At 39.8% G+C, this 20890-nt stretch carries 23 protein-coding genes, 1 other RNA gene and 1 pseudogene; 12 read left to right on the top strand and 13 right to left on the bottom strand.

From position 1 onward, the window contains the following. Positions 1–11 precede the first annotated feature (11 nt). Positions 12–713 carry a monofunctional biosynthetic peptidoglycan transglycosylase gene (gene mtgA, locus QSH13_RS13825; protein WP_109396066.1) on the top strand — a complete coding sequence of 234 codons (702 nt, stop codon included), beginning with the start codon at positions 12–14 and terminating at the stop codon, positions 711–713. A gap of 2 nt (positions 714–715) precedes the next feature. Here the strand turns inward: mtgA and QSH13_RS13820 are convergent, their stop codons facing one another. Further along, a complete protein-coding gene (locus tag QSH13_RS13820) occupies positions 716–1606 on the bottom strand; it encodes an AraC family transcriptional regulator (RefSeq protein ID WP_109396065.1) in 891 nt (296 codons plus the stop codon). Between the two features lie 492 nt (positions 1607–2098). Between QSH13_RS13820 and QSH13_RS13815 the strand changes: the two genes are divergently transcribed. From QSH13_RS13815 to ureG, 7 genes are read left to right on the top strand one after another with little or no spacing between them, the layout of a single operon-like run. Then, positions 2099–2935, top strand: a complete 837-nt coding sequence (locus tag QSH13_RS13815; protein ID WP_109407089.1) for an urease accessory protein UreD — start codon at positions 2099–2101, stop codon at positions 2933–2935. Positions 2936–2956: 21 nt separating this feature from the next. Then, complete coding sequence (locus QSH13_RS13810) at positions 2957–3259, top strand: urease subunit gamma (protein ID WP_069368687.1); 303 nt, start codon at positions 2957–2959, stop codon at positions 3257–3259. Positions 3260–3267: 8 nt separating this feature from the next. Beyond that, positions 3268–3594: an urease subunit beta gene (locus QSH13_RS13805; RefSeq protein WP_109396063.1), complete on the top strand. Its 327-nt coding sequence runs from the start codon at positions 3268–3270 to the stop codon at positions 3592–3594. Further along, complete coding sequence (ureC, locus tag QSH13_RS13800) at positions 3591–5294, top strand: urease subunit alpha (RefSeq protein WP_109396062.1); 1704 nt, start codon at positions 3591–3593, stop codon at positions 5292–5294. The genes QSH13_RS13805 and ureC overlap by 4 nt, the downstream gene beginning before the upstream one ends. 26 nt (positions 5295–5320) lie before the next feature. Then, a complete protein-coding gene (gene ureE, locus QSH13_RS13795) occupies positions 5321–5809 on the top strand; it encodes an urease accessory protein UreE (protein ID WP_286039295.1) in 489 nt (162 codons plus the stop codon). Positions 5810–5833: 24 nt separating this feature from the next. Then, positions 5834–6499: an urease accessory protein UreF gene (locus QSH13_RS13790; RefSeq protein ID WP_286039294.1), complete on the top strand. Its 666-nt coding sequence runs from the start codon at positions 5834–5836 to the stop codon at positions 6497–6499. Between the two features lie 9 nt (positions 6500–6508). Beyond that, complete coding sequence (gene ureG, locus QSH13_RS13785) at positions 6509–7126, top strand: urease accessory protein UreG (protein ID WP_109396059.1); 618 nt, start codon at positions 6509–6511, stop codon at positions 7124–7126. A gap of 113 nt (positions 7127–7239) precedes the next feature. Here the strand turns inward: ureG and dolP are convergent, their stop codons facing one another. The 4 genes from dolP to QSH13_RS13765 all read right to left on the bottom strand — a co-directional run bounded on the left by dolP (position 7240) and on the right by QSH13_RS13765 (position 10662). Next, positions 7240–7818 carry a division/outer membrane stress-associated lipid-binding lipoprotein gene (gene dolP / locus QSH13_RS13780; RefSeq protein ID WP_036933029.1) on the bottom strand — a complete coding sequence of 193 codons (579 nt, stop codon included), beginning with the start codon at positions 7816–7818 and terminating at the stop codon, positions 7240–7242. A 9-nt stretch (positions 7819–7827) separates the two neighbouring features. Beyond that, entirely contained in the window at positions 7828–8418 is a 591-nt protein-coding gene (gene diaA, locus QSH13_RS13775; RefSeq protein WP_004245257.1) for a DnaA initiator-associating protein DiaA, read from the bottom strand. Positions 8419–8440: 22 nt separating this feature from the next. Then, the gene (locus QSH13_RS13770; protein WP_109393164.1) at positions 8441–8818 is read right to left on the bottom strand and encodes a YraN family protein; all 378 of its coding nucleotides are present in this window, start codon (positions 8816–8818) and stop codon (positions 8441–8443) included. An 80-nt stretch (positions 8819–8898) separates the two neighbouring features. Next, positions 8899–10662 (bottom strand): penicillin-binding protein activator, encoded by a 1764-nt coding sequence (locus QSH13_RS13765; RefSeq protein ID WP_286039293.1) that lies wholly within the window; start codon positions 10660–10662, stop codon positions 8899–8901. A 61-nt stretch (positions 10663–10723) separates the two neighbouring features. On the opposite strand from QSH13_RS13765, the gene rsmI reads away from it, so the two are divergent. Both rsmI and rnpB read left to right on the top strand, forming a co-directional pair. Then, positions 10724–11602: a 16S rRNA (cytidine(1402)-2'-O)-methyltransferase gene (gene rsmI, locus QSH13_RS13760; RefSeq protein WP_196544676.1), complete on the top strand. Its 879-nt coding sequence runs from the start codon at positions 10724–10726 to the stop codon at positions 11600–11602. A gap of 60 nt (positions 11603–11662) precedes the next feature. Beyond that, an RNA gene (rnpB, locus tag QSH13_RS13755) (RNase P RNA component class A) lies at positions 11663–12037 on the top strand. 67 nt (positions 12038–12104) lie between these two features. On the opposite strand, the gene QSH13_RS13750 is transcribed toward rnpB, so the two are convergent. Next, entirely contained in the window at positions 12105–12809 is a 705-nt protein-coding gene (locus QSH13_RS13750) for a pirin family protein (protein WP_185901662.1), read from the bottom strand. Positions 12810–12922: 113 nt separating this feature from the next. Between QSH13_RS13750 and QSH13_RS13745 the strand changes: the two genes are divergently transcribed. Further along, positions 12923–13825, top strand: coding sequence for a LysR family transcriptional regulator (locus QSH13_RS13745; RefSeq protein ID WP_006535295.1), 903 nt, complete (start codon positions 12923–12925; stop codon positions 13823–13825). Positions 13826–14009: 184 nt separating this feature from the next. Here QSH13_RS13745 and QSH13_RS13740 read toward each other — a convergent pair whose 3' ends face one another. The 5 genes from QSH13_RS13740 to QSH13_RS13720 form a co-directional block, all read right to left on the bottom strand. Then, on the bottom strand, positions 14010–14402 hold the full coding sequence (locus tag QSH13_RS13740) for a DoxX family protein (RefSeq protein WP_023580968.1): 393 nt from the start codon (positions 14400–14402) through the stop codon (positions 14010–14012). 184 nt (positions 14403–14586) lie between these two features. Further along, on the bottom strand, positions 14587–14892 hold the full coding sequence (locus QSH13_RS13735; RefSeq protein WP_228407151.1) for a YqjK-like family protein: 306 nt from the start codon (positions 14890–14892) through the stop codon (positions 14587–14589). Continuing rightward, positions 14873–15283, bottom strand: a complete 411-nt coding sequence (locus QSH13_RS13730; RefSeq protein ID WP_109407083.1) for a phage holin family protein — start codon at positions 15281–15283, stop codon at positions 14873–14875. Before QSH13_RS13730 ends, QSH13_RS13735 begins: the two co-directional genes overlap by 20 nt. 6 nt (positions 15284–15289) lie before the next feature. Then, positions 15290–15595: an ElaB/YgaM/YqjD family protein gene (locus QSH13_RS13725; RefSeq protein WP_109396053.1), complete on the bottom strand. Its 306-nt coding sequence runs from the start codon at positions 15593–15595 to the stop codon at positions 15290–15292. Between the two features lie 262 nt (positions 15596–15857). Then, on the bottom strand, positions 15858–16517 hold the full coding sequence (locus QSH13_RS13720; protein WP_099074128.1) for a DedA family protein: 660 nt from the start codon (positions 16515–16517) through the stop codon (positions 15858–15860). A gap of 725 nt (positions 16518–17242) precedes the next feature. On the opposite strand from QSH13_RS13720, the gene sstT reads away from it, so the two are divergent. Further along, positions 17243–18496, top strand: a complete 1254-nt coding sequence (gene sstT, locus QSH13_RS13715) for a serine/threonine transporter SstT (RefSeq protein WP_109396052.1) — start codon at positions 17243–17245, stop codon at positions 18494–18496. A 113-nt stretch (positions 18497–18609) separates the two neighbouring features. Here the strand turns inward: sstT and QSH13_RS13710 are convergent, their stop codons facing one another. Together QSH13_RS13710 and QSH13_RS13705 are read right to left on the bottom strand one after the other, a co-directional pair. Next, a complete protein-coding gene (locus tag QSH13_RS13710; RefSeq protein WP_286039292.1) occupies positions 18610–20628 on the bottom strand; it encodes an NADPH-dependent 2,4-dienoyl-CoA reductase in 2019 nt (672 codons plus the stop codon). A 176-nt stretch (positions 20629–20804) separates the two neighbouring features. Beyond that, a pseudogene (locus QSH13_RS13705) lies at positions 20805–20890 on the bottom strand (RNA-guided endonuclease InsQ/TnpB family protein); the annotation flags it as partial.

The following is a 20890-nucleotide window of genomic DNA, read 5'->3' as shown; positions in this document are numbered from 1 at the left end:
AAAAACAGCAGATGGTACTGGTGAGAAAGTTAAAGAAAGTATTAATTATTTTAATTGCTTTATGGCTGTTAACAGTTGTGCTGTTTTCTTTTTTACCTGTACCTTTTTCTGCTGTTATGGCTCAAAGACAAATTTCGGCTTGGAGTGAGTTTGATTTCTCTTATGTATCACATTCCACTTGGGTCAGTGAAAAAGAGATAGCTTCTGTGATGTATTTAGCCGTTATTGCATCTGAAGATCAAAATTTCCCCAAACATTGGGGATTTGATTTTGATGCTATTGAGAAAGTTTTCAAAAAAAATTATAACAAAGGTAAAACATTACGTGGTGCATCGACTATTTCTCAGCAAACGGTCAAAAATCTTTTTTTATGGGATGGTCGTAGCTGGATAAGAAAAGGGCTCGAGACTGGAATGACGCCAGTTGTTGAGCTTATTTGGTCAAAAAAACGTATTTTAACTGTGTATCTGAATATTGTTGAGTTTGGTGATGGGATCTTCGGCGTAGAGCAGGCTTCTCAACACTATTTTAGAAAGCCTGCGAAACAACTTACAAGCCATGAAGCTGCATTATTAGCTGCAGTATTACCTAACCCGCATATTTATCACGTAAATAAACCTTCTGCTTACACCCTAAAACGACAACAGTGGATCTTAAATCAGATGCGATTAATGGGTGGAATTAGCTTTTTAAAGAAAAATAATTTGTCATAACTCTATAAGGTTTGAAATATTTTTCTATTAGGTTCTGCAATCTTCTCTGATAGCTTTGTTATTGCAGAAGGATCGTTAGATTGGCGAGACTGAGTGCGAAATTGTGAAGGTGTCATGCCGTATTTACGTTTAAAAGCATCACAAAAATAGGCATTACTGCCAAAACCACAGCGATGACTTATTTGAAAAACAGTGTAATTAGAAAATGTGAGGTAATTTAAAGCAATGCCCATTCTGACATCTAGCAATAATTGGCAGAATGAGACGCCTTCTTTACTTAAATGTCGACGTAACGTTGATGGCGTTGTGAAAAGCGTTTTCGCTACATCTTCTAAATGCCATTTTCTTTGCGGATCTTGCGTAATTAAATGTGTAATTGCCTGATTTTTCGGCTCATCGTAGTTAAATCGGAAGATATTTAAAATATCGATACCTTCTTGATACACCGCCATCAAAATAAAAAATAAACACTGCTGCATAAACATGGTTTCTTGAGATGGAGAGCCATGCGGTAGCGGTAAGCACTGTTTTAAAATTCCAAAATTACTTTTTATCACTTCAGGCGTTGATAAATGGTAAGCAGGAAGGTGGCTTGTTAGTGGTGAGCTAGATTTAATTAAAGGTTTTAGTAAAGAGAAAACAGATTGAAGCTCTGTTTCACATAATACAAGGGTGTGTAGCTCGATCGATTTATGCGTAAATTGATTAACTATATCGCAAGAGACTTGACTGTATTTCGGAATAATAAGCGTTAAATGGCTAGAGACATCAATAGATTGTCCATTGATGCAAATCGTACCTTTTGCGCCACTAACCATCGCTATCATTGGGTTTTCGATGTAAAACGTTTTTAAAGACATTTGGTTAGAGGACAGGATGTGTTTGTATTCCATGATCTCCGATATACCGTAGGCAAGTTAAGCATTAATCTTGCTTAAATGAACAATACTCAAAATTAGCTCATTTGTTGTATAAACAGATAAGCCACGTCTAAAATAATAAATAGAGAGATCATTCTAATTTAAATTAGTGTTGTCATGCAAAGCAGAATGAGAGTGAAGCAGAATATAATCTTGTTGCTAAAACATGACAATATAGATATTTGCTCATTTTTTACATTTATTTTAAACAGTGTCATTTTTTCTAAATAAATTGTTATTTATTCAAAATGCATTTTTTGTAATAAGGTGTAGAATCGCGCGTCACAGGCGAAGGCGATTATTCTGTTCTTAGGATATCACTGTTCGTTTTTTATCCACACCCTATCCAACATTCATTAGCTTATTTTCTGTTTGTTTTTGAATGACCAATCTTATGGATAGCGCTGTATTATTCACGCATTTTCCTGATTTATTGATAATTTTGCCGAGTTGGCAGGAGTGAGTATGTCTGACTTTTCAGGGAAGGGTTGGCTTGCTGAAATCGCTTTACGCTATGAAGTAAAACGCGAAATAACACGTCTTACAGAAAAGCGTCATATCGGCCCATTAATGGTTCAGCGTCCTTTTTATCCTGAGCAAGGTATTGCACACACTTATTTACTTCATCCCCCTGGCGGTGTGGTTGGTGGCGATAACCTATTGATTAATATTGATGTGCAATCCCAAGCGCATGCATTGCTCACAACACCCGGAGCCACTAAGTTTTACCGTAGTGCAGGTGGTGTTGCTCGGCAAGTTCAAACCTTAAAAGTGGCAGCTAATGGTTTTTTAGAGTGGTTACCTCAAGAAAATATCTTTTTTCCTGAAGCTCAAGTTCGCCTAGAAACGCATATTCATATTGCATCTACGGCTAGATTTATTGGCTGGGAAATTCAATGTTTTGGGCGCCCCGTTTTAAATGAATGGTTTGCAAATGGCAATGTAAAAGGGCGTTTAAATCTCTATATCGATGAAAAACTGACATTAACTGAATCGCTTTTTGTTGATGGTTTGCAAAATAGAACGGCTGTCATGCGCGAATTCCCGATGTTGGGATCACTTTATATTTATCCTGCAACGGACGAATTAAAAAGCCTTATTCAACAAAGCATTGAAGCTTTCTCAGCTTCTTATGATCGTGTTATCGAATATGGTTTAACAGATGTAGACGGTATTTTAGTTTTACGGTTATTAGGCTCCCAAACAGAGCCGATGATGGCGTGTTTTGCTCAAGTGTGGCAAACCGTCAGACAACACTGGTTAGGGTATTGCCCTGAGCCGCCTCGTATATGGGCGACATAATCGTTAATTTTAGGAGCAGAAATGGAATTAACACCAAGAGAAAAAGATAAGTTACTGCTTTTTACAGCGGGCCTTGTTGCTGAAAGACGTTTAGCGAAAGGGCTCAAGCTTAATTATCCTGAAGCGGTTGCGCTTATCAGTTGCGCCATTATGGAAGGGGCGAGAGAAGGTAAAACTGTTGCCCAATTAATGAGTGAAGGGCGCTCAGTTTTGACAGCGGAGCAAGTCATGGAAGGTGTACCAGAAATGATAAAAGACATTCAAGTGGAATGTACATTCCCTGATGGTACAAAGCTTGTTTCTATTCATGATCCTATTGTGTAGGTAACAACATGATACCCGGTGAAATTAGAGTCAATCAAGTATTAGGCGATATTGAACTTAATGCAGGTCGAGAGACAAAAATAATTCAGGTTGCCAATCATGGCGATAGACCTGTTCAAGTCGGTTCTCATTATCATTTTTATGAAGTGAATGAAGCATTGCAATTTGAGCGAGAAGAGACATTAGGTTTTCGTTTAAATATTCCTGCGGGTATGGCGGTTCGTTTTGAACCAGGTCAAAGCCGTACTGTTGAATTAGTGGCTTTTGCTGGAAAGCGTGAAATTTACGGCTTTCATGGCAAAGTGATGGGTAAATTGGAGAGTGAGAAAAAATGAAAACTATCTCACGTCAAGCTTATGCAGATATGTTTGGCCCAACAACTGGCGATCGCCTGCGGTTAGCCGACACTGAGCTTTTTCTTGAAATTGAAAAAGACTTCACCACTTATGGAGAAGAGGTCAAGTTTGGTGGGGGTAAAGTTATTCGTGATGGTATGGGGCAAAGCCAAGTCGTTAATGCTGAATGTGTCGATGTACTTATCACTAACGCCATTATTTTAGATCATTGGGGTATCGTAAAAGCGGATATTGGTATTAAAGATGGTCGCATTGTGGGTATCGGCAAAGCGGGTAATCCCGACGTACAACCTAATGTCGATATTGTTGTAGGGCCTGCCACAGAAGTGGTTGCGGGTGAAGGCAAAATTGTTACCGCTGGTGGCGTTGATACACATATTCATTTTATTTGTCCTCAACAAGCACAAGAAGGTTTAGTTTCTGGTATCACCACGTTTATTGGTGGCGGTACAGGGCCCGTTGCCGGAACAAATGCAACCACAGTAACCCCTGGTATTTGGAACATGCACCGCATGTTAGAAGCCGTTGATGAGCTCCCAATAAACGTTGGTTTATTTGGTAAAGGCTGTGTGAGTAAACCTGAAGCAGTTCGTGAGCAAATTGAAGCCGGTGCTATTGGTCTAAAAATTCATGAAGATTGGGGGGCAACACCAATGGCAATTCATAACTGCCTGAATGTTGCCGATGAGATGGATGTGCAAGTTGCTATTCACTCTGACACCTTAAATGAAGGTGGTTTCTACGAAGAAACCGTGAAAGCGATAGCTGGGCGTGTGATCCACGTTTTTCACACAGAAGGCGCGGGGGGCGGGCACGCACCCGATGTCATTAAATCAGTTGGTGAGCCCAATATTTTACCCGCTTCCACTAATCCAACCATGCCTTATACCATTAATACGGTAGATGAGCATCTTGATATGTTGATGGTTTGTCATCACCTTGATCCTTCTATTCCTGAAGATGTGGCTTTTGCTGAATCTCGAATTCGCCGTGAAACCATCGCCGCTGAAGATATCTTACATGATATGGGGGCTATTTCTGTTATGTCGTCGGACTCACAGGCAATGGGGCGCGTAGGTGAAGTTATTCTTCGTACTTGGCAATGTGCACATAAAATGAAATTACAACGAGGCACATTAGAAGGTGATACCGCTGAAAGTGATAACCATCGGATTAAACGCTATGTGGCTAAATACACTATCAATCCAGCTTTAGCACATGGTATTGCACATGAAGTAGGGTCTATTGAAAAAGGAAAATTGGCTGATCTGGTTTTATGGGATCCGGCTTTCTTTGGTGTGAAACCGGCATTGATCATGAAGGGTGGTATGGTGGCTTATGCACCAATGGGTGATATTAATGCAGCTATTCCAACACCTCAGCCTGTTCATTATCGTCCAATGTATGCGTGTTTAGGTAAAGCGAAATATCAAACGTCGATGATCTTTATGTCGAAAGCAGGGATCGACGCAGGTGTACCTGAAAAACTCGGCTTAAAGAGCCTAATTGGTTGTGTTAAAGGTTGTCGTAATATCACTAAAGCGTCGATGATCCATAATAGTTATGTGCCTCATATCGAGCTTGATCCGCAAACCTATATTGTGAAAGCGGATGGGGTACCGCTAGTGTGTGAACCTGCAACACAATTACCTATGGCACAACGCTACTTCCTCTTTTAATCGGTGTGTTATTGAGAATATAGAGAATGAAAAGATTTACTCAAATTATAGATAAAGAGAAAGCGCTTGAAATAGCAACGTTGGAAAAGCAACTCCTTACTTTGTGTTTAACCATGGATGAAAGGACTAAAAGTCGTTTAAAAGTGACATTAAGCGACGGGCAAGAAGCAGGGCTATTTTTGCCTCGTGGTACGGTACTAAAAGAGGGCGATATCTTATTGTCAGATGACAATACGCTGGTAACGATTGAGGCTGCAAAAGAGCAAGTTTCAACCGTGTATAGTGACGATCCGCTGTTATTGGCTCGTGTGTGTTATCACTTAGGTAATCGCCATGTTCCACTACAAATCGAAGCGGGTTGGTGTCGTTATTTTCATGTTCATGTTTTAGATGATATGGCGAGAGGGTTAGGTGCCAATGTGGTTGTGGGTTTAGAGAAATATCAACCAGAACCTGGTGCTTATGGTGGATCGTCAGGCGGCCATCATCATTCTTATGACGATCATCATCACTAATTATTTGAATCAGGGAGCCTATTGATGCTTGCAGAACTGCGCTTATATCAATTAGTCAGTCCTTCTTTACCCGTGGGATCGTTTACCTATTCTCAAGGGTTAGAGTGGGCGATTGAAAAGGGATGGGTTTGTTGTCCTCAAACATTAGCGGATTGGCTAAGTACTCAAATGACGGGCACTTTAGCAACATTAGAGCTCCCTATTTTACGGCGATTACAAGAAAATTTGGCACAAGCCAAGATGAGTGAAGTGAAATATTGGTGTGATTTTATTGTCGCAAGTCGTGAAACTAAAGAGTTAAGACAAGAAGAGCGCCAACGAGGTATCGCTTTTGCTCGTTTACTTCCTCAATTAGATATTGAGTTAGATGAGACTTTACTCGTGTGTGTAAAACAGACACAACTTATGGCATTTGCGTTAGCAGCGGTGAAATGGCGTATTTCCGCTGAAAAGTTATGTTGTGCTTATGCTTGGGGTTGGCTCGAAAATACAGTGATGTCAGGGGTGAAATTGATCCCTCTAGGGCAAAGTGCGGGACAGAAAATACTGTTTACATTAGCAGAGCAGATCCCTGCAATTGTTGCTCAATCTGCACATTGGCCAACCGAAGATATTGGAAGTTTTACACCCGCACAAATCATTGCCAGTAGTCGCCATGAAACACAATACACTCGACTTTTTCGTTCATGAGAAATCTATATGCAAGAATATAATCAACCACTACGTATTGGTGTTGGTGGTCCTGTTGGGTCAGGAAAAACAGCACTGTTAGAAGTTCTTTGTAAAGCAATGCGCGACACTTATGAAATCGCGGTTGTGACTAATGATATTTATACTCAAGAAGATGCCAAGATCTTAACGCGCGCTGAAGCATTAGACGCGGATCGTATTATTGGTGTCGAAACGGGAGGTTGCCCTCACACCGCTATTCGTGAAGATGCCTCAATGAATCTTGCAGCGGTTGAAGAGTTAGCTATGCGCCACAAAAATCTGGATATCGTTTTTGTGGAAAGTGGTGGTGATAACTTAAGTGCGACATTTAGCCCAGAGCTTGCTGATTTAACCATTTACGTGATTGATGTAGCTGAAGGAGAAAAAATTCCACGTAAAGGTGGACCCGGTATTACACATTCGGATCTATTAGTGATTAATAAAATCGACCTAGCACCTTATGTTGGCGCATCATTAGATGTGATGGAAGCAGACACAGCAAGAATGCGTCCTGTGAAACCTTATGTTTTCACCAATCTAAAAGAAAAAGTGGGCTTAGAAACGATTATCGATTTTATCATTGATAAAGGGATGTTAAGACGCTAACAGCTTGTTGAGAAAAGGCGAATTTTAGTCGAGAAAGGAACTGTCAGTATCGGTCATTTTATTATAAAGACCGATACTGTCAGGATAATATAAAAGCGATATGAGTAATGTGATCAGTTAAGGTAAGTAAATGCCGTGGTTACTTTGACGACCCCTTTGGTTTCACTGGCAATTTTTGCCACAGCGGCCCCTTCTTGGCGAGTTAAAATACCAAATAAGAACACTTCACCATTTTCAGTGATCACTTTTACAGAAGAAGATTTTACTGAATCGCTGCCTAAAATTTGAGAGCGAACTTTGGTTGTTAGCCATGTGTCTGAAGAGGCTGTACCTAATGTGACTGGCTCACCTTGGCGAACTTCGTTGTAGACGTTATTAACCCCTTCAACCTTACTTGCGACTTGTTTGGCGGTATTCGCAACAGACATATCAGGGCTTTGACCTGTTAGCAGAATATTGCCTTGATAAGCGGTAGCGACAATACGTGAATTGCTTTTCTTGATCTGTTCGTTTTTGTTTAGAGCACCAGAAACACGTGCTTCCAAGGTACCATCGTCAACTTGTTGCCCTAATGAGCGAGGATCGGTTGCAGTTTTACCCGCAACTGCGGCAGTGCCGACAACCGCTGCGCCGATACAACCTTGCAGTAAAAGTGCAGAACACAGCACTGCGGTAATAGGAAGCAATTTCATAGTAACTCCTTAGTCATCCTGATGTGGGAATAATGTATTATCAATTAAATCACAGAGACAATTGACTGTTAGCATCTGAACTTCCTGTATTCTGACGGTACGTTGAGATGGAATACGAATTTCAACGTCTTGAGGGCCTAATAATCCGGCAAGCTCTCCGCCATCATACCCTGTTAATGCAACAATGGTCATATCTCGTGTAACAGCGGCTTCAACGGCTTTAATAATACTTCTGCTGTTACCGTGAGTTGAGATAGCAAGTAGCACATCTCCAGCTTGTCCTAATGCACGCACTTGTTTTGCATAGATTTCATCGTGCTGCTGATTCCCCATAATCGCAGTCATCACAACGCTATCTGTGTTTAACGATAATGCGGGCAAGCTAGGACGCTCTGTTTCAAAACGATGGATCATGCTTGCGGCAAATCGCTGTGCTGTTGCTGCTGAGCTACCGTTTCCACAGCTTAATATTTTATGGCCGTTTAACAAAGATTGAACCATCATCATGGCGGCTCTGGAAATGGCATCTGGTAATGCTTCTGCTGCTGCAATTTGAGTTTGAATACTCTCTGTAAAGCAGACTTTGATTCTATCAAGCACGTTAAGACCTATATAATCTAATTTAACGAATAAATTCCGTATAATCGAGAATGTTTTTTAGCCATATTAGCTGGCGTTGATTAAATGCACAAATATCAAAGCGACAGTCTGAAGTCTCGATACTTTCTTGGCGTTGGGCTAACCAACATTTTGCTGTATGCCATAAGCGGCGGCGTTTGGAGGTAGTAATAGAGCTTATTGCATCACCAAATAAGATGTTACGTCTAAAACGAACCTCAACAAATACCCATGTCCTCTTTTCCTGCATAATAAGATCAATTTCGCCACAGGGATATCGGACATTACGCTCAATCAATATTAATCCCTGTTGGCGTAAATATTTTAGCGCTTTTTGCTCATAGTATAACCCTAAAAAATAAGGGCTTTTAGAAAAAATCATCCATGATTTCCTTCTTTATCTTACTCATAAAATAAACCGCCTTTATGGCGGTTTATTTTAATGATAACTAAATACCTGCATTACTGTGTAACAGGTTCAATCTTACCTTGTTTAAATTGCATCCAAGGAAGTTGTCTATAAACAGTACAGTTGTTTTCAACATGTAATGAACCTGAAATACCATTAAAACGCAATGTGCCTTTTGTTAGATCATTGTAATTGTTTGCTAATGACCATGCATCAATTCCCATGGCGTAAAGGCGCATTAATGAGTAATCGTTCGCAAATTTGCTTGATGCTTTTTGCATTAATGGCAAATTAGCGCCAGTCATCAATGGAATATCACTAAATTGAATTCCATCCATCTCCATACGGAAATCAGGGCCTGTTCCACCTTGGTTACTGCGTGAGCTTACATAAATTGGGGGACGCTTTTGGGTACTGATCGCCATATCAATCATTGGCTTAATTAAGGTTAATTCATCGCTAGTCGCAATGATGTAAACCGAATCAATGGCACCACCCGCAGATGGGATAGATTGAGTCTCTAATGGTAAAGGTGCATTAGCAGTTGGTAGAACAGGTGTTCCTGTCATACGAATACCAACACCGCGGTTAATAGAGGCTTTTAAGCTTTCAACAGAACTAAAAGTTTGTTGTAAAACAGTGCCACCACCAGAGCGTTGCCACTCATCAGCAAATGTTTGTGCCATTCTTTGGCCAAATTTGTTATCAGGAACGATAATTAATGGATTTGATTTTTGTTGCTGACGTAAATGTTGTGCCGCATTACGGGTTTCATCTTCTGGTGAAAGAGAGAAGAAACAGACGGTAGTTGCAGAAGGGAGCGCATCTAACTCATTTAATGCTAATACTGGCAACCCACTTTGAAGTTCAATGGTTTTCATGACTTCAGGTTTTAGCAGTGGACCGACAATTAAGTTGGCACCATCTTGTTGTGCTTTTTTCAGCAAGATATCAATAGGCTGACTATTGGTATCATAAACAATCACTTGGCGAGAGTTTTGAGCAATAGGATCAAGCTGAACGGTCATATTACTGGAAAAAGCATCTGTTTCTTTTTCTTCTTTTGCTTGATTTGTTTCACTATTGTCAGGGGACTCTTTCGTGGTATCTGAATTTGTTGCAGACGTTTCAGTATTGCTAATGCCTAATTCTTCTAAAATTGAGGCTAGACTGTCATCGTTTTTAGGTGCTTGGGAGGTTGGCATTGCTTGCGGTTGTGGTAAGCCACTTTGCGCATCAAGGAAGCCTTGACGAATGGCTTCACCAAAGACTTTCGCTTGCCCTGTTAAAGGTAATAATAATGCGATTTGGCTATTGGTACTTACAGAGGGTTGTGAAAGACGTAATAATGAAGCTGGAAGTGTTAATGCAGCTGGATTACGAGGATAGCGAGTCTGCCATTCTCTGACTGCGGTTGATAACTTATCAGCATCATCTTTGTTGTATTCATAGGTATTGAGTAAATCTAACCAACCTTGCAGCGTATTTTCATCTGCTTTGATAACAACACCACGGCGTTGCTCAGGTGTGAGTTTGGTTAGTGTGAGCCATGTATCATCAATATTTTTCTGACGCAGTTGAGGATCAGTAATTAATGTTTCTAACCCTATATAGGCTCTAATAACATCTAAAGATGCTAGCCCTTGAGCGTCATCAATCACTTTTTGAAATTGTTTCATCTCCATTTCTGCTTTTGCAGCTGGAGTGAGAGGTTGTTCTTGTTGCCCCGTCAGGGTACAACCTGACATAATCAACGCAGAGAGTATTGCAGTATAGGATAAACCTGTTTTAAAACGCACAAAAATTGAGGAAAGCATACTGTACCCAGTGATGTTTTATAATTATGCTCAATTTTAAATCGGTCATTCGGAATAAACAATGAATCAACCTAATCGAGCAGCGGTAACGACATCCACACTGTACATAGTACCCACACCTATTGGTAATCTGGGCGATATCACCCAGCGGGCACTTGATGTGCTGTCTCATGTCGATTTAATTGCTGCAGAAGATACCCGTCATACAGGGCTTCTATTACAGCATTTTGCCATTAACGCACGTTTGTATGCGTTACATGATCATAATGAACAGCAAAAAGCAGATCAATTAATTAGCAAATTACAACAGGGGCTAAGTATCGCATTAGTCTCTGATGCAGGTACACCATTAATTAACGATCCTGGCTATCATTTAGTCAATCAATGTCGTAAAAATGGCATAAATGTTGTGCCATTACCTGGTGCTTGTGCTGCTATCACGGCACTGTCTGCGGCAGGGCTTCCTTCTGATCGTTTTTGTTATGAAGGTTTTTTACCCGCAAAAACAAAAAGTCGTCAGGACTGTTTACGCGCATTATCAGAAGAGCCTCGTACATTGATTTTTTATGAATCAACGCATCGCTTGTTAGATAGTTTAGCTGATATGGTGACAGTTTGGGGGGAAGATCGCTACGTAGTATTAGCGAGAGAGCTCACAAAAACGTGGGAAACTATTCAAGGTATGCCTGTTGGTGAACTGCTTAAATGGGTTCTTGAAGAGGAAAACCGTCGTAAAGGTGAAATGGTATTAATTGTTGAAGGGTATGAAAAACCCATTGATGATGATTTTTCCCCAGAAGTATTGCGGACACTCGCAATTTTACAAAAAGAGTTACCACTGAAAAAAGCGGCAGCAGTCACTGCTGAGATTTATGGTGTGAAGAAAAATGCGCTCTATAAACATGTTATCGAGCAAAATGGTCAAGCCCAAGACGAGTAAAGTGATTTTTTAGCTTCTTTCGCTATACATTTTCCACCAAAATCCCTATAATCCGCACCCTGAGTTGACTAGACAACCGCTGCTTTATCGTTGTCCCTTTGGGGAGACGGATAGAGGGGAGGAAAGTCCGGGCTCCACAGGGCAGGGTGCCAGATAACGTCTGGGAGGCGCGAGCCTACGACAAGTGCAGCAGAGAGTAAACCGCCGATGGCCTGTTTACAGGATCAGGTAAGGGTGAAAGGGTGCGGTAAGAGCGCACCGCGCAACTGGTAACAGTTTGTGGCATGGTAAACTCCACCCGGAGCAAGACCAAATAGGGGTTCTTATGGTGCGGCCCGCATTGAACCCGGGTAGGTTGCTGGAGCCAGCGCGCAAGTTCTGGCCTAGATGAATGGTTGTCCACGACAGAACCCGGCTTAACGGTCAACTCACCTCATAAAAAACCCTCGATTCACATTGTGTTTCGAGGGTTTTCTGCTTTTACACCAATCTAAATCAGCTATCACGAAATAATATCAATAAATAAACCACGAAACTCAGTTGAGCTTTTTAACGTGATACTATGGCTATCTTGAATAAACGCGCCATCACCACACTGAATTTGCCCAGTTTCTTGAGTTGATGTTTGCAAATAGGTGCCACCTTTTATGGATTGTAAAAAACCTTTCTGTCCTTTTATTGGCAGTGTAACTTCATCTCCTGTTTGCAAATGAATATGATAAAGCCAAATAGTTTGCCTTAACATTAATGAGCCATCATCACCTGTAGGTGATGCTAACAATTGATATTTTAAATTTTCATTTAATGCCAATTTTTGTGAGGCTAAACTTTCTTGTTGTGGGCAAGCATTTAACCATAACTGAATACGAGTTAATGGCGTATCAGGGCTACTGTTTTTCTCTATATATGTATCAGTATTATGTGGTGAAATCAGTAAACACTCATTTTCTTTTGCTGTTACTGTACGCCCCATATTATCAAGGTATGTTGCTTCCCCTTGAAGGATAAGATTAACCACGTCAACATGAGGGTAAGTCTTTGCTTTAAATTCAGAATTTGGTGCAAGCACCTCTTGGTTGAGAACTCTTAGCGTTCCATAGTCTAAAAAATGAGGGTCAAAGTAGTGGCCAAAGGAAAATGTGTAGCGAGCTTGTAGCCAACCATAATCCGCTTTACCACACTGTTGTGCTGTTCTGTATTTTATCATAGCGGTATTTTTCGAGTAGATTATCAATATATTTATCATAGAGGTATGGACTGTCTATTGTTAGCAAGTTAATCTGGTGCCTATAATCAAATTATTTGATAGAGATAAGTATAATGAGTAAAGACAAAGCCATTACGTTGGAATCTTTACGAGTCATGGATGCCATTGATCGTAGAGGGAGTTTTGCAGCTGCTGCTGATGAACTAAATCGAGTTCCATCGGCACTCAGTTATACCATGCAAAAATTAGAAGAAGATTTAGATGTTGTTCTTTTCGACCGCTCTGGTCATAGAACAAAATTTACCAATGTCGGTAGAATGTTGCTTGATAGAGGGCGCATATTACTTGAGGCTGCTGACAAATTAACGTCAGATGCAGAAGCTTTAGCAAGGGGTTGGGAACCACATATCACCATTGTTTGTGAAGCGTTGACTCCCGCATCTAGACTCTTTCCTTTGGTTGACAAACTGGCTGAAAAATCAAATACGCAACTTTCCTTAGTCACTGAAGTACTTGCAGGGGCATGGGAAAGCTTAGAAAGTGGTAAATGTGATATTGTGATTTCGCCCGATATGCATTTTCGCACTTCTTCTGAAATCAACTTTCGCCCTTTATACAATACCACCAGCGTTTATGTTGCCAGCCCAGATCACCCTATCCATAACGAACCTGAGCCATTAGCCGAAGAAACTCGCTTAAAATATCGAGGCATTGCAATTGCAGACACGGCAAGAGAGCGCCCAGTTTTAACCGTACTACTATTAGATAAACAGCGCCGTTTAACGGTGAGTTCTATTGAAGATAAACGTCGAGCGTTAATTGCGGGTTTAGGTGTGGCGACAATGCCGATTGATTTAATTGAAGATGATATTAAAGAAGGGCGTTTGCGTGTTGTTGGCCCGGAATACCATCATGAAAATAATATTATTATGGCATGGCGAAGAGACAGCATGGGTGAAGCTAAATCTTGGTGTCTACGTGAAATACCTAAACTCTTTGCGAATGATAAAAAATAGTTTTGTTATTAGATAATTTTTTATGTTTAGAGATAATCGCTCACAGAGTCATTGTGGGGATAATAGAAAAGAAGTTAATGAAAATTATACTAATATCGTTAAAAAAGAACCCTATATTTAAAACATAGGGTTCTTATCAAGTTAAAGATCCCCTAGAGGATCTTTTTTGTTTCTAAATTCGTGATTACCAATTTTTATTGAAAATACGATCTAAGCTCCATTTACCAGGGCCTGTGATAACCAGTAATAAATATCCACCGGCAATGGTCATATTTTTCATAAACATCAATTGGTTCATCCCTTCAGCAAAATTACTGTGGAACAGTAATGCGGTGAGAAGTGTAAATACCGCGGTAAAGATTGCTGTAGTACGGGTTAAGAAACCAAATAAGATAGCTAATCCACCACCTAATTCTAAAAGAATAGTTAATGGTAATAAGAAACCAGGGACACCCATTGCTTGCATATATTGCTGTGTGCCTTCATAACCACCAATTTTTCCGTAGCCTGCGCTGATAAATAAAATCGGCATTAAAATACGGGCAATTAATAACGCAATGTCTTCAAATTTTTTCATGATATTTATTCCTAATCAAACTCTATTATCTGCAATGTATATCTGTTTATATTTGTATTTTCGTTGGTTAATTTTCTATTTTTAGAATTAATAACCACGGCTACGGTGTGAGATATACAATAATGTGAATTGAGTGAAGAGGATATTAAGAAGAATTAACATTCTTTGACAAAAAAATTGAATGTTAATCAGAGGTTTTTTTGAAGGAGTTTTGGAGCGTACGAATTAAGCCAATTGCACCGATAGTACGTTGAGCTAACCGCATGATTTTTTTAGGATGTTTAATACTATAAAGAGAAATAAAACTGGCGCCCACTAAAAGCGCAGGCTTTAAAGAGACTAAAATTCGCCACGCTTTATCATACGGCTCTGTAACATCAAGCCAAATTTGTGTGCTTTGTCCTAAGTCAGAGCGCTGTTGCTGAATTTTATTCAACAACAGCTTTTTACGTCTTGCTAGGATAGCCTGCTTATTTTGTCTGCTCATCATGATATTGCTCCAAAAGACGTTTATCTAATTCCAATTGCTGGCGAGTATCGCCTAACAAAGTAGAGTTGCGCGCTTTTCTTAATGTCATGATGGCGCCAATTAGCGCACAGAGAAGTAAAGTCGCCGTGGTGATGGCTAAAGCATAGACTCGATATTCGGGTGGAATAACCCAAAAGATCAGAATAAGTAGGCTCATTAAACCAAAAGCGGTTAATAATAAGGTGATACCAGCCATTAGAATAAGCTGGATAAGTGTGGTTTTTTCTTCTTCCAGCTCAACGGCAATCAAGTTTAGGCGTGTTTCAACCATGCCTATCATGATAGCACCAATCTTACTGAGAGAATTCAGAACCCCGGATGCGGGGCCCTGTGGTCTTTGAGTATCACTCATTATAAATTAACGTTTTGCTAGTAGAACACCAAGAACAACACCAACAGCGGCACCAATACCGATACCTGTCCATGGATTTTCACGAACATAGTTATCAGCTTTTCCGGCAATTTCTTTGGTGTTATCGACAATTTCTCTACCTGCATCACTGAGTTTTGCACGAGAACCTTTTATTGCCGATTCTGCTTTTGCACGCAGGCTTTGGATTTCTTCTTTGGATTTATCTGCAGAGGAGTTCAGCACTTCTTCTAGAGTATCAGCAAGAGATTTCAATTCATTACGCAGATCTTCATTTGAATGTTGATGAGACATAAGTAACTCCTTTAATAGACATCGATGTGGTACTTATAACAATAGACCAATTTTACCGCTTAATGAAATTAAATAACGACTTATTGGTAAAAAAAAGAGATAAATCTTAATAGATGTTCACAGTTAAAGGGATGAGGCGATGTTAAGACGAGTATATAGCAAAATGAAATAAAGGCCTGTTCAAATAAATGAAACAGGCCTTTGTCATTTCTCTTACTGCTTTTTATGTCAGTAGGAAAATCTTTATATTATTTGATAGATCTTATGCTTTCGCTTTTTTCTTTTTAATAACAACCCAGATACTACCAATTAATCCCATAACTAATAGGCAAACAGGTAATAGCATAAGGATATTCATTAAATGATGTTCATACTGACGAAATAGTGGGCTATTACCTAACATATAACCCAATGTGGTCAATATACCAACCCATAAAAGTCCACTTAACCAGTTGAAAATTTGAAAGCGAGTATTGTTCAATCCAGCAAGGCCAGCAATTGTTGGCAATAATGTTCTAACGAACGCTAAAAAGCGACCAATAAGTAATGCGGCTAAGCCATGGCGATGAAAAAGCCCATGTGCACGCTGGTGGTAATGTTCAGGTAAATGCGATAGCCAACTACGTACTAATTTAGTATTTCCAAGCCATCGCCCTTGAAGATAGCCCAACCAACACCCTAGGCTCGCTCCTGCGGTCAAAATCAGTAAGGTCAATGGAAAATCCATTGTATCTTTAGCAATTAACACGCCTACTAAAATTAATAAGCTATCTCCAGGTAAGAAAGCTGCAGGCAATACTCCGTTTTCTAGGAATAGTATGGTGAATAATAAAATGTAGATAATCCATATTAATGAAGGATTAGCTAAGGTTTCGTAATCTTGGTGCCATAGCGCCAAGAATAGCTCTCTTACGATTTCCATATAAAAGGCTTCCTAAAACTGAGTCATTTGGGGGTAAATATGAAATCAATAGGTGTTGTAATCTATTTACCCATTTTCTACTTCATAGGGTCTATTTTTCATTGTTTAAAACAGCAACACTCTAACAAAATCAGGAAAAACTAGACAGAAAATTTTTTAACTCAATAACGACATTACTTACAGATGGATATTGGATCTCGAAAAATAGACATCAAATCTCTTTTTGGGTTCAGAATAGGGTGTTTTTAAAAAGAAAAACTCAAGAGGATGGATAATGCAATGGGCTGTTTTCTATTTTATAGAGATCATAAAAGATAATTTTTTAATATTAATTAAGAGAATTAACACGTTATCTTGTTTGACTTTTTTGTTTATTATTTAATCAAGTTTAAGATGGGCACAGTGGGTAGTTGTTAGTGATAATGTTAATAAAAAAGATGGTCAGTTGATTGAGAAAATTAAAAATAAGAGAAATAAAATAAAAAACAAGCAAGATGATGAGATATAACTTACTGATAATAATAATTTCTTTCATTTTGTATTGGTGTATTAAAATGAACAAAACCCTATTATGATCACAGTTATGTTATTTTATTGTTAACATAAATGGTTAATGCTGTATATTTTGCATAATCTGCTTTTCAGCGCGATTCAATTCCTTATACTGGCATTGCAAACACTCAAAAATGCCTTTTTTAAATATTATTTTAAGTCATGGAATAGCTATGGATAAACAACAATCCAGAGTCTTCAGCCTGTTCTTTAAGGGAAGCCTCGTCAAACAAATACTCGTTGGTTTAATTGCAGGGATCTTACTTGCTTGGTTAGCGCCAGAAGTTGCCAAGATGATGAGTCTATTAGGTACTCTGTTTATTAGCGCACTGAAAGCTGTAGCGCCTATCTTAGTATGGGTACTGGTTATGGCTTCGATAGCTAATCATCGTCAAGGGCAAAAATCGAATATTCGTCCCGTATTAATTTTATATCTGTTAGCAACGTTCTTTGCTGCGTTAACCGCAGTTGTTGCTAGTTTTGTGTTCCCATCAGTTTTAACGCTGGTTGTTAGTGAATCACAATTGTCACCACCTGAGAATATTGCTGAAGTTCTTAAAGGCGTATTAGTTAATGTGGTCGCAAACCCTGTTGATGCGCTTATCAATGGTAACTATATGGGCATTTTAGCGTGGTCTATTGGGCTTGGCTTAGCACTACGTCATGCTCGTGATACCACTAAAGTCTTAACGCAAGATTTAGCTGACGCAGTAACAAATGTAGTACGTGTTGTTATTCGCTTAGCGCCTATTGGTATTTTTGGTTTAGTCTCATCAACGATCGCAACAACAGGTTTTGAAGTCCTTGCCGGCTACTTACAGGTTCTGGTAGTACTACTTGGTTGTATGCTGTTTGTTGCTTTAGTTGTGAACCCACTGATTGTATTTTGGAAAATCCGCAGTAATCCATATCCATTAGTATGGGCATGTCTGCGTGAAAGTGGTGTAACTGCTTTCTTTACACGTAGCTCAGCAGCAAATATTCCTGTGAATATGGCAATGTGTCGTCGTATGAATTTAAACGAAGATACTTATTCTGTTTCAATTCCATTAGGTGCGACCATCAATATGGGTGGTGCGGCAATTACTATCACCATTTTGACATTAGCCGCAGTAAATACATTAGGTATGCCTGTTGATGTGCCAACTGCATTGTTATTAAGCCTTGTTGCTGCAATTTGTGCTTGTGGTGCATCTGGTGTTGCTGGCGGTTCTTTACTGTTAATTCCACTGGCTTGTAGCATGTTTGGTATTAGCAATGATATCGCTATGCAAGTTGTTGCTGTCGGTGTGATGATTGGTGTGTTACAAGATTCAGCAGAAACGGCACTTAACTCATCAACAGATGTTCTTTTTACAGCAACAGTCTGTATTGCTGAAGATAATCGTATTTCAGATAATCCATTAACTGAAAAAAATAATGGGTAAAAAGGGTAAGTAGTAAGACAGGAAGAGCGGTAAAAATAATAATTAATAATAAAAAATAGAACCCCACATTTATGTGGGGTTTCTTTTTGTCATTTTATCATTACGTTAACGGTTTAAATGGCAAGTGCTAACTCAGTTCCCTGCCTAATAGCGCGTTTTGCATCTAATGCGCGTGCATCTTTTGCTCCGCCAATAAGGTGGACGATTTTGTTTTCTTTTTCTAAAGGTGCGAATAGAGGGTGATAAGCGCGTTGTCCCGTACACAATATAATATTATCAGCCATAAGAAGTTGCTGTTTTCCATCTTGTTCAATCACAAGACCTTCTGGTGTGATTTTTTGATAATGACAATCTGTTAAGAATTTAACGCCTTTTTTCTCTAATGTGAGTCTGTGTATCCAGCCTGTTGTTTTACCCAAACTTAACCCTATTTTTCCGGCTTTACGTTGTGTCATAACAATGTGTTTAGTATCGTCTTTAATGTGATTTGTGGGCTTGATACCACCACGAGATGAAAGAGTCGGATCAATACCCCATTCTTTGTTAAAAGCACAAGGGCTTAGGCTACTGCATTGCCCTTTTTGAGTAAGATAGAGGCCTGTATCAAAGCCAATACCTCCACTACCAATGATCACTACATTTTTACCCACGGGTTGATGGTGTTTTAAAACATCAAGGTAAGTTTTAACTATCTCATTATCTTGCCCTTCAATGTCAGGGCTGTGGGGCGTAACACCACTGGCTAAAATAATTTCGTCAAACTGCTCAAGATGATGAGGAGTGGCTTCGGTATTATTTTTAACAATCACCCCCGTGAGCTGTAGTTGTCGTTTAAAGTAGCGTAAGGTTTCCTTAAACTCTTCTTTTCCGGGAATGTTGCTTGCAATGTTTAGTTGCCCACCAATAATATCTTCTTTTTCAAACAGTGTGACATGATGACCACGTTTCGCGGCGGTTACCGCAAAAGATAATCCCGCGGGCCCTGCACCAACAACAGCTAACTTTTTGGGTTGTTGAGTTGGAGTAACCAGAAGTTCGGTTTCTCGACACGCGAAAGGGTTCACTAAACAAGAAGCGGTCTGACCTGAAAATATTTCATCAAGACATGCTTGGTTACAGGCAATACAGGTATTTATCTCATCTTCACGTCCTTGCTGAGCTTTAAGTACAAACTCGGGATCAGCAAGAAAAGGGCGAGCCATTGAAACCATATCGGCACAACCTTCTGCCAAAATAGCTTCTGCTGTTTGTGGTGTGTTAATTCGGTTGGATGTAATCAGAGGAATATTCACTTTACCCATTAATTCGCGTGTTACATTCGCAAACTGACCTCTTGGTACCATGGTGGCTATTGTTGGAATTCGTGCCTCATGCCAACCGATCCCTGTATTGATCATTGTAGCACCGGCTTTTTCAACAGAGTTGGCAAGATAAAGTACCTCTGATGCATCTGAACCATTTTTAATTAAATCCAGCATAGAAAGACGATAAATAATAATAAATTGCTCACCGACTGCTTTTTTTATACCTTCAAGGATGCGTAAAGCGAAACGACAACGATTTTCAATATTTCCACCCCATTGATCGGCTCGCTGGTTGGTGTGGCTCACTAAAAACTGATTGATTAAATAGCCTTCAGATCCCATTATCTCAACGCCATCATAGCCTGCTTTTTGAGCTAATTGAGCACAGTGAATGTAGTCATTGATAGTTTGTTCGATTTGTTCATGACTCATTTCTGTTGGGATAAAAGGGGTTATTGGGGATTGAATAGCAGAAGGCGCAACTAAGTTAGGTTGGTAACTATAACGACCAGTATGCAAGATCTGTAAAGCAATTTTACCTCCTTGCTGATGAACTGCATCAGTAACAAGTTGATGAGTCGCTAGTTGGCTTTCAGACATTAATGTTGCTGCATGTGGTAATAACACACCTTGTTTATTGGGAGAGATCCCTCCAGTCACAATTAATGCAACGCCTGCAGCGGCTCTTTGAGCATAAAACTGTGCAAGTTTTGGTGCATCCTGCGGATTTTCTTCAAGTCCAGTATGCATAGATCCCATAAGAATACGGTTTTTAAGTACGGTAAAACCTAAATCAAGGGGCGAAAATAAATGAGAATAATGAGCCATCAGATACCCTTTTTAGACTGGTCAGATGAGATATCTATAGCATAACGAGAAGTCAGTGATTAAGAGTTCATTATGTTAATAAGTTGTGATCTTAATCATGGAAAAGGTCAGTAGAGGGCTATAAGGCAATAATAATGTGACTGCTCCCCGCCCTGTCGGGCGAGGCTTCCCACTTCTTAGACCGCAACCGTCTGTGTGACGGATTTACGCTGGCCTCCATGGGCAGAAACGACGAGTCCCGCCGCTTGTAATTCCAGTATGC

Origin of the sequence: Proteus faecis, from assembly GCF_030286765.1 — a bacterium.
Classification (GTDB): domain Bacteria; phylum Pseudomonadota; class Gammaproteobacteria; order Enterobacterales; family Enterobacteriaceae; genus Proteus; species Proteus faecis.
Note: the sequence above shows the minus strand (reverse complement) of the source record. Positions and strands in the feature narration are given on the sequence as shown.

Bases quoted from the DNA above. Each gene is read 5' to 3' on its own strand.
- mtgA (WP_109396066.1), top strand. From the start codon at position 12: ATGGTACTGGTGAGAAAGTTAAAGAAAGTATTAATTATTTTAATTGCT.
- QSH13_RS13820 (WP_109396065.1), bottom strand. From the start codon at position 1,606: ATGGAATACAAACACATCCTGTCCTCTAACCAAATGTCTTTAAAAACG.
- QSH13_RS13815 (WP_109407089.1), top strand. From the start codon at position 2,099: ATGTCTGACTTTTCAGGGAAGGGTTGGCTTGCTGAAATCGCTTTACGC.
- QSH13_RS13810 (WP_069368687.1), top strand. From the start codon at position 2,957: ATGGAATTAACACCAAGAGAAAAAGATAAGTTACTGCTTTTTACAGCG.
- QSH13_RS13805 (WP_109396063.1), top strand. From the start codon at position 3,268: ATGATACCCGGTGAAATTAGAGTCAATCAAGTATTAGGCGATATTGAA.
- ureC (WP_109396062.1), top strand. From the start codon at position 3,591: ATGAAAACTATCTCACGTCAAGCTTATGCAGATATGTTTGGCCCAACA.
- ureE (WP_286039295.1), top strand. From the start codon at position 5,321: ATGAAAAGATTTACTCAAATTATAGATAAAGAGAAAGCGCTTGAAATA.
- QSH13_RS13790 (WP_286039294.1), top strand. From the start codon at position 5,834: ATGCTTGCAGAACTGCGCTTATATCAATTAGTCAGTCCTTCTTTACCC.
- ureG (WP_109396059.1), top strand. From the start codon at position 6,509: ATGCAAGAATATAATCAACCACTACGTATTGGTGTTGGTGGTCCTGTT.
- dolP (WP_036933029.1), bottom strand. From the start codon at position 7,818: ATGAAATTGCTTCCTATTACCGCAGTGCTGTGTTCTGCACTTTTACTG.
- QSH13_RS13770 (WP_109393164.1), bottom strand. From the start codon at position 8,818: ATGATTTTTTCTAAAAGCCCTTATTTTTTAGGGTTATACTATGAGCAA.
- QSH13_RS13765 (WP_286039293.1), bottom strand. From the start codon at position 10,662: ATGCTTTCCTCAATTTTTGTGCGTTTTAAAACAGGTTTATCCTATACT.
- rsmI (WP_196544676.1), top strand. From the start codon at position 10,724: ATGAATCAACCTAATCGAGCAGCGGTAACGACATCCACACTGTACATA.
- QSH13_RS13750 (WP_185901662.1), bottom strand. From the start codon at position 12,809: ATGATAAAATACAGAACAGCACAACAGTGTGGTAAAGCGGATTATGGT.
- QSH13_RS13745 (WP_006535295.1), top strand. From the start codon at position 12,923: ATGAGTAAAGACAAAGCCATTACGTTGGAATCTTTACGAGTCATGGAT.
- QSH13_RS13740 (WP_023580968.1), bottom strand. From the start codon at position 14,402: ATGAAAAAATTTGAAGACATTGCGTTATTAATTGCCCGTATTTTAATG.
- QSH13_RS13735 (WP_228407151.1), bottom strand. From the start codon at position 14,892: ATGATGAGCAGACAAAATAAGCAGGCTATCCTAGCAAGACGTAAAAAG.
- QSH13_RS13730 (WP_109407083.1), bottom strand. From the start codon at position 15,283: ATGAGTGATACTCAAAGACCACAGGGCCCCGCATCCGGGGTTCTGAAT.
- QSH13_RS13725 (WP_109396053.1), bottom strand. From the start codon at position 15,595: ATGTCTCATCAACATTCAAATGAAGATCTGCGTAATGAATTGAAATCT.
- QSH13_RS13720 (WP_099074128.1), bottom strand. From the start codon at position 16,517: ATGGAAATCGTAAGAGAGCTATTCTTGGCGCTATGGCACCAAGATTAC.
- sstT (WP_109396052.1), top strand. From the start codon at position 17,243: ATGGATAAACAACAATCCAGAGTCTTCAGCCTGTTCTTTAAGGGAAGC.
- QSH13_RS13710 (WP_286039292.1), bottom strand. From the start codon at position 20,628: ATGGCTCATTATTCTCATTTATTTTCGCCCCTTGATTTAGGTTTTACC.